Here is a 14,245-nt window from a genome sequence, read left to right as displayed (position 1 = left end):
ACCCCGCAGAGTAAACTGCCCCACTTACTTTTGTGGCATGACAAATCCTGATCAGTACCTGATCCCTGCGGGCTCCTCGTCGGGGGAATTTCGCGACCGGGGCAGCAAGTTCGTGGCGGAGCTACGGCACGTGCGTACGGAAGCGGAGGCCCTGGCTGCCGTGGAGGAACAGCAGAAGGCCCACCCTAAGTGCAACCACCACTGCTACGCTTACCGGCTCGGTCCGGGAAGGGACCGCTACCGCGCTAACGACGACGGTGAGCCTTCCGGCACGGCCGGAAAGCCCATCCTCGGACAAATAGATAAGGCGGGCTTGAGCGACGTGGTCATCATTGTCTCCCGCTATTTCGGGGGCACCAAACTGGGTACTTCGGGACTCATCAACGCCTACCGGGCGGGAGCCGTTGCGGCTCTCGAAGCGGTGGAGACGACCTGGCAGCCGCTCACCAGGTCGGTCATTCTCCGCTTCGGGTACGAACTGATGTCGCCAGTGATGTCCGCCCTCAGTCAACTCGGCCTGGAGATGGCCGAACAGGACTTCGGGAATACGGCTACCGTCCGACTGGAGTTGCCCCGCTCCACGGTGCCGGCCCGCCTCCGGGAGCTGAAGGCCGCCGTGGCCGGGGTCTACCTGGAAGAAGTGGACGAGGACTACGAAGTGGAGGGGCTGGACGTGGAGGTGTTGGAGGAGACATCATTATGAAGTACAGGATAATCCCCTTTGCCGGAGATAGGCCAAGAGTAACCTACCGGTCTTCATTACATATCGGTAGACAATATTTACCGAAGGACAGACTTATGGGTTTTCGGGGGAGCTTGATGACGGGATTATTTCAAGCGTTGTTTGAGAACGGAGATTACCTGATAGGTGACTGGAAACATGAATTTTACCTCAAATATGACCTTGAAATCTTATCCACTGAGGGTAGAAGCCCCTGGGAAGTCCTGAAACTCCTCCAAAGCGATATTGGATTTGAGTTAATTGAACTAGGCAGAGAAGACACCTACTCCATCATTGTCAGAGACGAGGTTGGAGTGCTAGCGGAAACCTTTTTGGGTGGAAATCGGTCAACGATCTTTGGAGACTTCAAGTACTACTTATCTGATTTATGTGATGAATTTGGTATTCCGACTCAATCTCCCAAGGAGGAGGTACTGGTCAATTCAAGTACACCTTCTTTTTGGTCAATGATTGATAGCCACAATAAGAATTTTTCCTCCGGCTGGTACCCCAAAAGTGCTACCGTTACGCTGGCCATCATTCGACGGAGGGTATTTCGTCTGAAGTAAGCACACCAATGCCTACCTTGGTGGGAAAACTCTCCCGGAGATGAAAAGATCCCACTTCCTCAAGGGCCTGGCGGCGGGCACCCTGGCGTTGCCGGTCGGCCTGCGTCTGCTGGGCGGCAAGGCGCAGGCACCCGAAACGGAGCGACTGGTCAGCGGCAAGCGCTACGACTGGAAAATGGTCACCACCTGGCCACCGGGCTTCCCGGTCCTTGGCGAAGGATGTCAGTTACTGGCCGACCTGTGTCGGGAGATGAGTGGCGGCCGCCTCAACATCACCGTTTACGGCGGCGGTGAACTCGTGCCGGCTCTGCAGGCCTTTGATGCCGTCCGGCAGGGTTCCGCGGAGGTGGGTAGCGGCGCGGCCTATTACTGGGCCGGCAAAGCGCCGGCCGCCCAGTTTTTCGCCGGTTATCCCTTCGGGCTCAACGCCCAGCAGATGAACGCCTGGCTCCTGGCCGGAGGTGGTATGGAATTGTGGCGCGAATTGTACGCCGACTATAATCTGGTGCCCTTCGTGGGCGGCAATACCGGCGTGCAGATGGGCGGTTGGTACAATCGGGAAATCAACAGTATTGAAGACTTCCGGGGACTGAAAATGCGGATGCCCGGCCTGGGTGGCCGGGTGCTGGAAGCGCTGGGCGGCACGCCGGTGCTCCTCCCCGGCGGCGAAATCTATACCGGACTGGAACGGGGCATCCTGGACGCCACCGAATGGGTGGGGCCCTACCATGACTACATCATGGGCTTCCACGAAATCGCCAAATACTACTACTATCCCGGTTGGCACGAACCGGGGACGGCCTTTGAATTCTTCGTAAATAAGGAAAAGTACGAGAGCCTTCCGCCGGATTTGCAGCGCATTTTTGCGGTCGCGACCCACTACATCAACATGTACACCATCTCTACCTTCGAGGCAAAAAATGCCGAGTATCTGGAAAAGCTCCGGGCGGTGGACACCCTGTCCATTCGTCCCTTCCCCGATGATTTGATCGAAACGGCCCGCAAGGCCGCCGTCCGGGTCATCGAAGATTATGCCGCCGAAGACCCCGTTGCCGGCAAGGTGTATGCCTCCATCAAGCGATTCCGGGAGCTGGCCAGGCCATGGAGCGCGATGACCGAAACCCGTTTTTACAACAGCCTGATCCAGTAAGCTCTATTCCTCCTTTTCCGGGGTCAGTTTGGTGGGATCTTCAATATCTGGCGCGGACGCAGGTGCCGGGCTGAGCAGCGAGAGCAATACACCTCCGGTTAGCAGGACGAAGATGACGGCCAGGGAAACCCATTCGGCGGGGTGCCAGACTTCGTGCAAGAGCATCTTAACGCCAACGAACACCAGGATCAGGGCCAGACTGTACTTCAGCAGCTCGAACTTGTTGATCATCGAAGAAAGAACGAAGTAGAGGGAACGCAGTCCCAGAATGGCCAGAATGTTGGAGGAAAACACCAGGAAGGAGTCCGTGGTGATGGCCAGGATGGCGGGGATGCTGTCCACGGCGAAAATAACGTCCGTGGTTTCTACCATCATCAGGGCGATGAAGAGCGGGGTGACGAAGGTGATGCCCTGGCGCTTGACGAAGAAATCATGGCCGTGGTAATCATTCGTTACCGGAAACATCCGCTTCACGGCCTTAACGACGGGGTTTTCCGAAGGGTGAACCTCCTCGGACTGGTTCAGCATTTTGTAGGCGCTGTAGAGTAGCAGGGCCCCAAAGGCATAAAACATCCAGTCGAATTGCTGAAGCAGATAGACCCCGGCCAGAATCATGGCCAGCCGGAAAAAGACGGCACCAAGGATACCCCAGAACAGCACCCGGTGCTGATATTTCGGGGGGACCTGGAAGTAATTGAAGATCACGGCAATGACGAAGACATTGTCCATGCTCAGCGATAACTCCACCAGATAACCGGTGATGTATTTGATCACCGCATTGCGTCCGGTAAGCTCCGAAACCACCCATCCGTTTTCGTAGGCAAAGTAGATAACGGCGCTGAAGGCCAGGGCAATGGTTACCCACATGCTCGTCCACCCCAGGGCCTCCCGCGTACGGGGAACGTGGTCCTCCTTGTTCAGGACGAAGAGGTCGAAAAAGAGCAAGACTGCTACAAAAATGAAGAAGCCAATCCAGAGGGCAGACATGAAGGGGAGGAGTTGCGTTGTTATTTGAACCCGTAAAGAAAGGCATTGTGTTCTTCGCCGAGCGAATTTTCGGACCAATGATTACCCATCACCAGACGGAAAAGCTGAAATATGCGCGTATTGACCCAAAAATTACGCAGGCCAGCCAGTCCTGATGGTCAGCCCGCGGTCAATAGCCGATTCCTGCCGGGGTAATTGATTCGGGATTGGGGTATTCCTCCGCCCGAAGTTACCCATTATCGTATCTTTGGCGATCCACCGATCAAGATTTAAGTATGCCCCGGAAATCCTTACCCGTCTACCTTTTTGCCCTCGTTTTTGCCTTGTTATCCACCTCGGGCCTGCTGGCGCAAGACCACTCCGTTGCCCGCCAGTGGAACGAAGAGATGCTCAACGCCATCCGTAATGATTTTGCGCGTCCGACGGTCCACGCCCGCAACCTCTACCACGTCTCGGCGGCCATGTACGATTGCTGGTCGCTCATCAATCGGGAGGGAAGCCCCGCCCTGATGGGGACGGTGCAGGGCAACGTAAGCCTGGACATTGAAACCTGGCGAATTCCGGATTTTGAAGATCGGGAAGCTGCCTCCCGGGAGGCAGTAAGTTATGCTGCCTACCGGATGTTGCGCCACCGCTACCAGAATGCCCCCCGGTGGGAAAACATTGAGCCCCGTCTGGACAGCCTGATGGACGTCCTGGGCTACGACAAGAACATCATTTCTACGGATTACCAGAACGGGACCGCAGCCGCCCTGGGGAACTACGTCGCCCAGGAAATCATCGCCTACGGCATGAGTGACGGTGCGAACGAAAGCAACGATTACGAAAACGTGGGGTACCCCGAGCCGGTCAACACGCCTCTGGAATTCACCCGCTGGTTTTCCATTTTTCAGCTATTCGATCCCAACCACTGGCAAACGCTGGCCTTCCCCGGGACCTTCGTGGATCAGTCCGGCAACGTTATCGGTGACGGCGTACTTCCATTTCTTGGGGCCAGTTGGGGCCAGGTTACGCCCTTTGCCCTTTCGGCCGAGGATCGCCGTGACCCTACCCCCGAGAATCCCGTCCGGGGGAACAACCCGGTGTACCATGATCCTGGTCCGCCGCCTCGGCTTCAGTTTGACGATCAGGAAGAGTTGGACGAGTACCGCTGGGGATTTGAGCTAGTCCTTAAGTGGAGCAGCCACCTGGATCCGGCGGATAGTGTGATGTGGGACATCTCTCCCGGAGCGCTGGGGAACTTCCAGGGGGATTACCCCACGGACTTTGCGGATTATCCGGAATTTTACCGGGAGCACGAAGGGGGTATTTTTGGCTCGAATGGCCGGGAGCTAAACCCCGTAACGGGAGAGCCCTACCCAGCGAACGTCGTTCCCCGCGGGGATTACACCCGCGTCCTGGCGGAATTCTGGGCCGATGGCCCGGCCTCCGAAACGCCGCCGGGGCACTGGTTTGCTATTTTCAATCAGGTGATGGATCATCCGCTCTTTGAACGGAGGTTCAATGGTCAGGGCCCGGAGCTGGACCCGCTCGAATACGACGTGAAGGCCTACCTGACCCTGGGCGGAACCATGCACGATGCGGCCATTACGGCCTGGAGCATTAAGGGAGCTTACGACTACCTCCGACCGATCTCCGCCATCCGTTACCTGGCTAAAGAAGGCCAGGCCAGTGATCCCGGTGCTCCCCGGTACAATCCGGGAGGAATGCGCTACGACTCGGGCTACATCGAGCGATTTGAACAGGGGGATACCGTGGCCAGCCCCGTGGTGTTTTCCAACATCAAGGCCTGGGCCTGGAAGGGCCCCGATAACGTGGAAGACCCCGAAACGGACGTGGCGGGCGTAGGCTGGATTGACCCCATCGTCTGGATGCCCTATCAGCGCCCCAACTTCGTTACCCCCAACTTCGCCGGATATATTTCCGGGCACTCTACCTTCAGCAGTGCGGCGGCTACCGTGCTGGAGGAAATTACCGGGAGCCCCTACTTCCCTGGTGGTGTCGGAGAGTTTGTGGCCAAAAAGAATGAATTTCTGGTCTTTGAAGAAGGGCCGAGCGTAGACGTTGTTCTGCAGTGGGCGACCTACCGGGACGCCTCGGACGAAACCAGCCTCAGCCGGATATGGGGTGGGATTCACCCCCCGGCGGATGACGTCCATGGTCGCATCATTGGCATGGACATTGGTAGCGACGCCTTTGACCGGGCGCAGGAAATTTTTAATGGATCACTCAGCAGCGTGGACCCGGTGGCAAATACGGTGAAGCCACTAAAACTTTATCCCAACCCCGTGGCTCGGGGCCAGGACGTTATCGTAGAGCTGGATCCCTACACCAACTTTAGCCGTACCCTGGAGGTGTACGACCTCAACGGGCGGCGGCTGTTGGAGCAATGGTCCGCCGGACCGCGCGCTACCGTGCCAACGCGTGATTTACCCACGGGTACCTACTATTTGTTCTCTCCTGATGATCAGGCGGGAGGTTTTTTCCAAGTAAACTGATTGACTTCATGATTCCCCAATTTACCGTTTGAATGAAAGTGCAACATTTTCCGTTAGCCGGGTGCCTGGCGTTTCTGTTATTGAGCCTTTGGAGCAGCTGTGGACTGGATACCAGTGAGCCCGTTTCTCCCGACCGTATTTATCCGGATCTCGACCTCCTCTATGACGCGAATGAAGACATCACCTACGCCCGGGCGGGATTCGCTTTGGGCGGGCCGAATGGCTCCCTGCTACAGTTGGGGGAGGGGGCGTCCATCACCCTGAACGGTGAGGCCCTCGTTTTCAACCGGGCGCTCTCCATTTACGAATTGAACCGCGATGGTTTTGAAGCAAGCGGCACCTTCGTCTACACCGATGAGGAAGGACGGGAATTTACCAACTCCACCACCATTGTACCCATCGAGTTTCAGGACTCCGTAGCGAACATCGTCGCGGGAGAAGACTACGTACTTCCCTGGAATGGCGACGGGGTGGCGGACAACGAAGTTGTATTCCTGAGCCTGATCCTCAACGATCCCATCTACACCGACCGTTTGTGGACCCAGGATACGGTGGGTGCTACCCAGATCGTGGTGCCACGGGATCTGGTCTCTCTGCCCTCCATTCCCGTTCGGCTCATCCTGGACCGCAGCCGGGCCAACACCAGCGTGGAAGCCCCCGCGGTGGGGGGGAGCGTGACGAGTAATTACCGCCCGGTGATTGAAGAGGTGAGTATCGTGCAATAACGGGTTGGTTACCCGTCATGTTGATTGTCCGTTAGTCTGTCCAAGGTTGGGTATCGGGGTTGTCCCGCTTGATGACGGGGAATTTTGCGCGATGGATTTTATGCGCCCGAATATTCCGCCAGTCGGCGTAGTTCCAGGATCGCCAGCTTTTCGGGGCAGAGATGGCATCTCTCCTTTTGCGGTAGGGAAGGTCGATGTAGTTGATTACTTCCGATTGTAACAGCAGAAAGGTATTGTCACCTGGCAGGCCGTGGGTGAGGTAGTATAAGTCGACCTCGCTGCGGGTTGTAGCCGCCAGATTGTAGCGGGTAATGACCCCCGGCCAGTTGATGGCCCCGAAAAGGAGGAGGGCAAACCAGACGGCCAGGCCGTTGGCCTGCAACAGGTAGGTCACACTTAACTTATGCCGGACTTTACGGAAGAGCGTCAGCAACCCAAAGAGCAGTAGTAGGAGGACGAAGACCACCAGGATTCGGCCTTCCGCCAGACCGTATTTCCGGATGTAGTGGTAGTTGCGCCAGCCAACGGAGACGGCCAGCAGCGCATTTTGGGCGATCCAGAGCCGGGCCAACGGCCCGAGCCATTCCCCCCGGGTGTAGAAATTGAGATTTCCCCGAAAGAAGTACAGCACTACGACCATCGCCAGGAGGATGGAGCAGATCAGACTATAGGTGCCGGCGTGAACGTACTGGCTTAGCGTCGCCGCGGATAAATCTTCGGAAGACATCCATACGTACCGTAGATCCATGGCGTTAACGATCGCCAACAAAAGGTTCAGGACGGCAAAGGTCAGTACTCCCCGGCGGTATTCTTCTTTTAGGGCAATGGGAGAAAAGAAAGGTCGCTTTGTCCTCTCCAGATGACGTCGTGGTAGCTGGTCCCGGAACGTTGCCGCGATTTCCAGCAGAACCGAAGGCCGTTGCGCCAGGAGAAAAAGGGGTGTGATGATCAGGGCACCCAGGCCGAAGCGTAGGAAGAAAGTGAGGGTATCCCACCACAGTCGGGAGAAGATCTTAAACCTGGATAATTCGCCGAAAATGGCCCCAAATTGCTCACTGGCCAGGGCGTACAGGGCAAAAAAGGGCAACGCAATGAGCAGCGGTATAAGTGACTGCCGCAACCACCGCAAGGCCGGAACATGATGGGCGCTGGAAGCACTGCCTTGGGGTTGGTCGCGGAGTTGCTGCCAGCGGGCCGCTCCGGTAAAAACGGAAGTGATTCCCAGCAGGCCCCCAAACCAGACGAACCGCAATTCCCGGGCCTGGGCGAAGCCCAGCACCAGCAGCGCACTAATGCCGTGGGCCAGAAAGCTGACGGGGCCGTGGACGATGACGACCGCTCCGGCGGAAAAAAGGAGTCCGCCCACCGCCCAGGTAAAGGCCCGGTGTTTGCTGAGTTCCGGGCGATACCAGAGTGCCGCAATCAGCACCACGGCATCAAACAGAAATACGTTGAGACCCAGCTCGCCGTGGCGGAACAGGATTGCGAAAGCCAGTGCAGAAAAGAGAAAGGGAGAGGCGTTTTTTAGAAAAGTCATTTGGTGTTGTTAAAGTACTTTGAAAATCAAAGTTTTGGGATTCAGAAATAGGCATTGCGATGGTACGCCTGCCTGCTTAATTATCAATTCGCTTGATGAAGCTTTCGAGTTCGGCCAGGTGTTGTTCGAAGCTCTCCCGCCCGGCGGGCGTGGCCCGGTAGGTAGTTCGGGGCTTGTTGTCGACAAATTGCTTGTCGACTTCAATCAGTTCCTCCCTGACCAGGGCTTTGAGGTGGCTCGCCAGGCCGCCGTCGGTGACCCCGAGGCCATCCCGGATGCTCACGAAATCCACCCAGTCATTGACCATGAGGATGGCCATAATTCCCATGCGGGTGCGGTGGTTGAAAAGTTTGTTGAGCCCCGTAATGGACAGGGCCGCCGGTATTTTTACTTCTTTCATGCCCGGTCATATTTTTGGTACATCCAGATGCCGTAAGCAATGTGCAGCACCCCGAAGCCCAGCGCCCAGAAGTGCAGGCCGTAACCCATGAAAAAGCAGCTGATGAGTCCGAGGGTAATTTCCAGGTACCCCAGGTAACTTAGTTCTTCGCGGGCGTAGCCACTGCCATTGAGCAAAGCCAGACCGTAGAAAATGAGGGTGGCGGGACCGATGAAGCCCCCGTGCTCGTGGTACACCAGAGCGAGACAGAAAAGGGCCCCGACGGTCAGCGGTACCGCCAGATGAAAGATCAGACGGTAGGTTTTCCGATCACTCAGGGATTGCCCTAAACGCTTCGCCCGTCGGACGGTGAAGAAGTATCCACTCCCCACGGCGCCCAGCAGTACCCCCAGGGCGGTGAGGGTCAGGAAGGGTAGGGGGGCGATACCCCAGGGATGGGCCGCAGTCAGCCGCAGGGAGCGGCTGATGAAGACCAGATCGTGCCCCCCGGCCCACTGGTAAGCGACTACGAACCCCACTCCAAGGAGGGCCGAGAGGCCCGCGCCAATGCCCGAAAGTCCACTGAGTCCAATGAAGTAACGGGACCGCTCCATCAGGGAGCGAATTTCGCGAAGGTCACTGATCGGGTTTGGAATTGCCTTTGACATAAAGTGCTTTGAAAAACAAAGCTACGGGAAGCTCCGGACATTTACAAACCGGGTTTCCCGGCTACACGAGACTCGTCTTCCATCCCGGCCGAGCACGAGGATTCCGTTGCACTTCATCCCGGCTGGGCCGGAATTTCGCTTCACTGCACCTGCGGTGATCGCCCTAATGCAATTTTTTACAGGCGGTAGAGGAAGCGAAGAGAAAGAGTACTGATGGCCGCGTCTACCGAGGAGTTTTCAAAATCTACTGGTTCACAGCCGTTTGCGCCGCAGAACTCCACGGTCTTCGTGAACAGCCGGAAATTTGATACGATTTGCCGGTAGGAAACGCCTACCTGACCACGTCCACCGACCCGATAGAGCAGGTCGGCCCCGGCCTGGAAATTCCAGCGGCTGGTGTAATCGATCGTACTACCGACACTTCCTTCTCGCCGAATTTCTCCCGGCCGTAGCGTGAGGGAGACAAAATTATTGGGACGGCCCGGCGTATTGAAGTCCAGTTCACTGGTGTAGGTGACCCGGTCCGCAATCCGGAAAGCGGGGGTGAAGTGACTCCGGAAATTGATGCGTCCGAGCGCGTATGCTGCGCCAACGGTCGCCGTGAGGTCGTGCCGTCGTATGGTATAGGTCTCGTCTTCGGCGAAGGTGATCACCTTGATGCCGAGCGGGAAGTCACAGGGGATATTTTCCCGACTGACGTCGCGGTAGCGGTTGTGCTGCCACCCCAGACCGGCAAAAACCGTGAGCTTTTGTCCGGCGGGAAGGTGGTATTCCAGCCCAAGGTCGAAGGCTCGCGCCGCATCGACGGATGATTCAGTGAAGGCACTGCTGCCCAGTTCCGCGCGGAGGTGAAAGTCCTGGGACGAGAGCACCAAGGGAAAAAGGAGAAGGCTTAGGAATAAGGGGAGCTTGAATTGCATAAGGGGGGGTGTTTTGACCCGATAGACGTTCAAATCTCTCCGGTTCGTTGGCCCCTTTTCCCAAATGGGCGGCAGACTAACCAATTGCCTGGGCCAGATCCGCAATAATGTCCTCCACCTTTTCCACGCCGACGGACAGCCGAACCAGCCCATCGGTGATGCCGTGCGCTAGCCGGACCTCCGGGGCCACGCCCCGGTGACTCATGGTAGCCGGGTGCAATACGAGTGTGTCTACGTCCCCCAGGGTGGGGGTTAGGGTACAGAACTTGATCTTGTTCATGAAGGCCATGCCGGCGGCGGTGCCTCCACGGAGTTCGAAGCTCAGCATCCCCCCGTAGAGTTCCATTTGCCGGTCGATCACCGGCCGGTCGGGATGGTCGGACAATCCGGGGTAGTTCACCCGGGCCACCTCCGGATGTTTTTGCAGGTACTGCGCCACCTCGAGGGCGTTTTCGCTGTGGCGTTCCATACGCAAGGGAAGGGTTTTCAGGCCATTCAGGACGAGCCAGGCGTCCCAGGGGTTGCCGTTGCCGCCGTAGAGCCGGTAGACCGGAATGAGCTGCTCCCGCAGCAGTTGGGGGTCTTTACACACGATCGCTCCGGCGATGCCCGTGCCGTGGCCGTTGATGAATTTGGTGGTGCTGTGCACCACAATATCCGCCCCCAGAGAAAGCGGCCGTTGGACGAAGGGCGTGGCGAAGGTATTGTCGGCCACCAGCAGGGAGCCGTGGGCGTGGGCCAGCTCGGCCAGCGCCCGTAGATCCGTCACCCGCAGCGTGGGATTGGAGGGGGTCTCCACGTAGATGATCCGGATTTCGGGATGGCGTTCCAGCAGCTCCGACACCGCATTGTGGTCCCGTAAATCTGCGGTGATGGTCGTGATGCCGCGGGGGGCAAGTTGTTCGAGGAGTCCGGTGGTGCCGCCGTAGAGGTCGGCCTGGGTGAGCACGGCCTGTCCGGGCGCACAGCACCCCAGGAAGACGGTTGCAATCGCGGCCATGCCGGAGGCGCAGAAGAGTCCCGCCGGTGCCGTCTCCAGGTCGTGTCCCTCCAGGGCGGCAATTTTCTCGGCCGCTGCGTCGATGGTCGGGTTACCGAACCGACCGTAAATATGGCCGGGCTCCTCTCCGCCAAAGATGGCCATACCCTGTTCGATGGAATCAAAGATGAAACTCGAGGCGGCCACCAGGGGAATTTGGTGGGGAGGGTTCAGCTCGGGGAATTGGGGGTCGCGCACCGCGCGGGAGGAGAGATGCATGGGGAAGTTGTAAGGTTGGAAGTTGGGGGGTAAAGGTAAAGAGGATTTGGGCTTGAGGATTTAGGACGGAGGCGAAGGCTGAGGCGAAGAAGAAGGAAGACTGAAGAAGGAAGCCGGAGATTTCGGAAAAGGTCTGCTCCGCAGGCCGGTCGCTGGTTTAGGATCAAGGCTTGAGGATTTAGGACAAAGGCTAAGGCTGACAAGACAGATAGAAGTTGGTAGTAGATAGGCTACGGCTGAGGAAGGATGAAGTAGGAAAGCAGCGTTCATCGGATGCTTCCCGAGCACCGCGAGGGATCATCCGATGCCTCGCGGGCTTGTGGGGAAGTTTCCCGGAGTGACGAACGACCACCCCCCATCGGCCTGGAAGGCCGTTCCTTGTTGCGGAGCGGGGTCTGCGGTCCGTTCGCAGAACGGTTAGGGCCCTGCGACCATTGTCGGGAAACCATTACTATGGGCAATTGAAAACTGGTGTTGAAAGAGCAAGTGGGCTAAAGTTGAGGAAGAAGGAAGACTGAAGAAGGAAAGCATCGTGAGCTTGTGAGGAAGTTTCCCGGGGCGACGAACGCCCACCCCTCATCGGCCTGGAAGGCCGTTCCTTTTTGCGGAGCGGGGTCTGCGGTCCGTTCGCAGAACGGTTAGGGCCCCGCGACCATTGTCGGCAAACGGTTATTATGGGCAATCAAAAACTGGTGTTGAAAGAGCAAGTGGGCTGAGGCGAAGAAGAAGGAAGACTGAAGAAGGAAAGCATCGCGGGCTTGTGGGGAAGTTTCCCGGAGTGACGAACGACCACCCCCCCATCGGCCTGGAAGGCCGTTCCTTGCTGCGGAGCGGGGTCCGCGGTCCGTTCGCAGAACGGTTAGGGCCCCGCGACCATTGTCGGCAAACGGTTATTATGGGCAATCAAAAACTGGTGTTGAAAGAGCAAGTGGGCGAAGGCTGAGGCGAAGAAGAAGGAAGACTGAAGAAGGAAAGCATCGTGAGCTTGTGGGGAAGTTTCCCGGAGTGACGAACGACCACCCCCCATCGGCCTGGAAGGCCGTTCCTTGTTGCGGAGCGGGGTCTGCGGTCCGTTCGCAGAACGGCAAGGGCCCCGCGACCTGTTGTCGGGAAGTCAGCTGCTCACTATGATCTTCGGGGCGAGGGACCGCAGGTGCCGCGTGATGCCCGAACGAGCCAGGCCGAACTGCTTACCTTAGGCCGAGAAATTCCCGGCCATGAAAAAATACCTGCTGTTACTGCTTTGTTGTGGATGCCTTACCTGCGGGGAGGACCGACTGGACCTCTTGATTGTCGGGGGGACCGTCATTGACGGGGAGGGGCTGGAAGCCTACCGGGCGGACGTCGGGGTACGGGACGGGGAGATCACGTTCGTTGGGGAAGCGACCGCGGCGGAACGCCGCGCCCGCCGGGTCATTGACGCTGCGGGCTACTACGTGACTCCCGGGTTCATTGATCCGCACACCCATGCGCTGCGGGACCTGTCCGATTCCGTAAAGAGGGTCAATCTCAACTACCTGATGCAGGGGGTCACCACGGTGGTGACGGGCAGCGACGGCAATAGCGTGGACGACATTGCGGCCCAATTGCAACACTGGGAGGAAAACGGCATCGGCACCAACGCCGCTATCCTGACCGGCCACCGCAACATCCGTAAACGCATCATGGGGATGGAAGAGCGGGCACCGACGGCGGCCGAATTGTCTCAAATGCGGACGATGGTCCGCCGGGGGATGGAAGCCGGTGCCCTGGGTTTTTCTTCCGGCCTGTATTACGCACCGGCGAGTTTCGCGGATACCGAAGAGGTCATCGAGCTGGCCAAGGTTGCCGCCGCCTACGGCGGCCTTTACGACGCCCACATCCGGGACGAGAGCAGCTACAACATCGGACTGATGGCCGCCGTACTAGAATCCATCCGGGTGGCCGAAGTAGCCGACCTGCCGGCCAACATCTCCCACATCAAGTGCCTGGGGGTGGACGTGTGGGGACAAAGCCAGGCCATCATCGACACCATCGAGGCGGCCCGCGGCCGCGGACTGACGATCACCGCCGATCAGTACCCCTACCTCGCCTCGGGCACTTCCCTGAGCAAGGCCCTGCTCCCGAAGTGGGTCTTCGCCGGTTTTGAGGATTACACCCGGAAATTTGACGAGCCCGAACTGCTGCCCCGCATCAAGACCGACATGGCCGAGAACCTGCGCCGCCGCGGCGGCGCTGAATCCCTGCTGATCGTCTTCGCGAAGGTCGATAGCCTCAACGGAATGACCCTGCGCGACATTAGCGATGCCTACCAACTGCCGCCGGTGGAGGCGGCCATTGCTGTGATGCAATCCGGGGGCGCGAACGTGGCCTCCTTCAACATGATCCCCGAAGATCTGCAGCGCTTCATGGCGCAGGAGTGGGTGATGACCTGCTCGGACGGCACCGTGGCCCATCCCCGCAAGTTCGGCACCTTCTCCAAAAAGCTGCGGGAGTTTGTTGTGGACAAGGAGGTACTTACCCTGGCGCAGATGGTGCGCCGCAGTACGGGACTAACCGCCGAAACCTTCCGGATGCCCGGTCGGGGAAAGGTGAAGGACGGGTATTCTGCGGACCTGCTGGTCTTCCGTCCCGAAGCGGTCCGCGACCACGCCACCTTTACCGACCCCAACGCACTCAGTACGGGTATGGAGTACATCGTCCTGAACGGTCAGGTGGTGGTGGAAGCAGGAGAATTTACGGGCGAATTGGCGGGAGAGGTCGTTCGGCGGGGTGAGCGTTAGCTACGTGATTTGCGTCTCACCCACCGAGACCCGGGAGCAGCATTTTGGTCCAACGGCCCAATTAAAACAGC

Annotated in this window: 12 protein-coding genes; 6 read left to right on the top strand and 6 right to left on the bottom strand. The window is 58.1% G+C overall.

The genetic code is table 11. From position 1 onward, the window contains the following. The first annotated feature begins 37 nt into the window (after positions 1-37). The 3 genes from E1J53_RS03955 to E1J53_RS03945 are packed head-to-tail and all read left to right on the top strand — an operon-like array spanning position 38 to position 2,440. Positions 38-703 (top strand): YigZ family protein, encoded by a 666-nt coding sequence (locus E1J53_RS03955; RefSeq protein WP_134271443.1) that lies wholly within the window; start codon positions 38-40, stop codon positions 701-703. Next, entirely contained in the window at positions 700-1,290 is a 591-nt protein-coding gene (locus E1J53_RS03950) for a hypothetical protein (RefSeq protein ID WP_134271445.1), read from the top strand. Before E1J53_RS03955 ends, E1J53_RS03950 begins: the two co-directional genes overlap by 4 nt. Before the next feature lie 40 nt (positions 1,291-1,330). Then, the gene (locus E1J53_RS03945) at positions 1,331-2,440 is read left to right on the top strand and encodes a TRAP transporter substrate-binding protein (RefSeq protein ID WP_134271446.1); all 1,110 of its coding nucleotides are present in this window, start codon (positions 1,331-1,333) and stop codon (positions 2,438-2,440) included. 3 nt (positions 2,441-2,443) lie between these two features. Here E1J53_RS03945 and E1J53_RS03940 read toward each other — a convergent pair whose 3' ends face one another. Continuing rightward, on the bottom strand, positions 2,444-3,427 hold the full coding sequence (locus tag E1J53_RS03940) for a TerC family protein (protein WP_134271448.1): 984 nt from the start codon (positions 3,425-3,427) through the stop codon (positions 2,444-2,446). A gap of 275 nt (positions 3,428-3,702) precedes the next feature. Here E1J53_RS03940 and E1J53_RS03935 point away from each other — a divergent pair, with 275 nt between their 5' ends. Both E1J53_RS03935 and E1J53_RS03930 read left to right on the top strand, forming a co-directional pair. Next, positions 3,703-5,925 (top strand): DUF6851 domain-containing protein, encoded by a 2,223-nt coding sequence (locus E1J53_RS03935; protein WP_134271450.1) that lies wholly within the window; start codon positions 3,703-3,705, stop codon positions 5,923-5,925. A gap of 32 nt (positions 5,926-5,957) precedes the next feature. Then, positions 5,958-6,650 (top strand): hypothetical protein, encoded by a 693-nt coding sequence (locus E1J53_RS03930; RefSeq protein ID WP_134271452.1) that lies wholly within the window; start codon positions 5,958-5,960, stop codon positions 6,648-6,650. Between the two features lie 31 nt (positions 6,651-6,681). Here E1J53_RS03930 and E1J53_RS03925 read toward each other — a convergent pair whose 3' ends face one another. The 5 genes from E1J53_RS03925 to E1J53_RS03905 form a co-directional block, all read right to left on the bottom strand. Then, on the bottom strand, positions 6,682-8,187 hold the full coding sequence (locus tag E1J53_RS03925; RefSeq protein ID WP_134271454.1) for a DUF4153 domain-containing protein: 1,506 nt from the start codon (positions 8,185-8,187) through the stop codon (positions 6,682-6,684). A 76-nt stretch (positions 8,188-8,263) separates the two neighbouring features. Then, entirely contained in the window at positions 8,264-8,587 is a 324-nt protein-coding gene (locus E1J53_RS03920) for a transcriptional regulator (protein ID WP_134271456.1), read from the bottom strand. Beyond that, the gene (locus E1J53_RS03915) at positions 8,584-9,234 is read right to left on the bottom strand and encodes a hypothetical protein (RefSeq protein ID WP_134271458.1); all 651 of its coding nucleotides are present in this window, start codon (positions 9,232-9,234) and stop codon (positions 8,584-8,586) included. Before E1J53_RS03915 ends, E1J53_RS03920 begins: the two co-directional genes overlap by 4 nt. Positions 9,235-9,410: 176 nt before the next feature. Further along, complete coding sequence (locus tag E1J53_RS03910) at positions 9,411-10,154, bottom strand: hypothetical protein (protein WP_134271460.1); 744 nt, start codon at positions 10,152-10,154, stop codon at positions 9,411-9,413. Positions 10,155-10,230: 76 nt separating this feature from the next. After that, positions 10,231-11,412, bottom strand: coding sequence for a PLP-dependent aspartate aminotransferase family protein (locus tag E1J53_RS03905; protein ID WP_134271462.1), 1,182 nt, complete (start codon positions 11,410-11,412; stop codon positions 10,231-10,233). A gap of 1,217 nt (positions 11,413-12,629) precedes the next feature. Here E1J53_RS03905 and E1J53_RS03900 point away from each other — a divergent pair. Next, positions 12,630-14,174 carry an amidohydrolase family protein gene (locus E1J53_RS03900; protein ID WP_134271464.1) on the top strand — a complete coding sequence of 515 codons (1,545 nt, stop codon included), beginning with the start codon at positions 12,630-12,632 and terminating at the stop codon, positions 14,172-14,174. Positions 14,175-14,245: the final 71 nt, after the last annotated feature.

It is taken from the genome of Lewinella sp. W8, from assembly GCF_004375085.3.
In the GTDB taxonomy this organism is placed as follows: Bacteria; Bacteroidota; Bacteroidia; order Chitinophagales; family Saprospiraceae; genus Neolewinella.
The sequence above is the reverse complement of the archived record's forward strand: the minus strand, read 5'-3'. Positions and strand labels throughout refer to the sequence as shown.

Bases quoted from the DNA above. Each gene is read 5' to 3' on its own strand.
- E1J53_RS03950 (WP_134271445.1), top strand. From the start codon at position 700: ATGAAGTACAGGATAATCCCCTTTGCCGGAGATAGGCCAAGAGTAACC.
- E1J53_RS03935 (WP_134271450.1), top strand. From the start codon at position 3,703: ATGCCCCGGAAATCCTTACCCGTCTACCTTTTTGCCCTCGTTTTTGCC.
- E1J53_RS03915 (WP_134271458.1), bottom strand. From the start codon at position 9,234: ATGTCAAAGGCAATTCCAAACCCGATCAGTGACCTTCGCGAAATTCGC.
- E1J53_RS03940 (WP_134271448.1), bottom strand. From the start codon at position 3,427: ATGTCTGCCCTCTGGATTGGCTTCTTCATTTTTGTAGCAGTCTTGCTC.
- E1J53_RS03955 (WP_134271443.1), top strand. From the start codon at position 38: ATGACAAATCCTGATCAGTACCTGATCCCTGCGGGCTCCTCGTCGGGG.
- E1J53_RS03920 (WP_134271456.1), bottom strand. From the start codon at position 8,587: ATGAAAGAAGTAAAAATACCGGCGGCCCTGTCCATTACGGGGCTCAAC.
- E1J53_RS03945 (WP_134271446.1), top strand. From the start codon at position 1,331: ATGAAAAGATCCCACTTCCTCAAGGGCCTGGCGGCGGGCACCCTGGCG.
- E1J53_RS03930 (WP_134271452.1), top strand. From the start codon at position 5,958: ATGAAAGTGCAACATTTTCCGTTAGCCGGGTGCCTGGCGTTTCTGTTA.
- E1J53_RS03925 (WP_134271454.1), bottom strand. From the start codon at position 8,187: ATGACTTTTCTAAAAAACGCCTCTCCCTTTCTCTTTTCTGCACTGGCT.
- E1J53_RS03905 (WP_134271462.1), bottom strand. From the start codon at position 11,412: ATGCATCTCTCCTCCCGCGCGGTGCGCGACCCCCAATTCCCCGAGCTG.
- E1J53_RS03910 (WP_134271460.1), bottom strand. From the start codon at position 10,154: ATGCAATTCAAGCTCCCCTTATTCCTAAGCCTTCTCCTTTTTCCCTTG.
- E1J53_RS03900 (WP_134271464.1), top strand. From the start codon at position 12,630: ATGAAAAAATACCTGCTGTTACTGCTTTGTTGTGGATGCCTTACCTGC.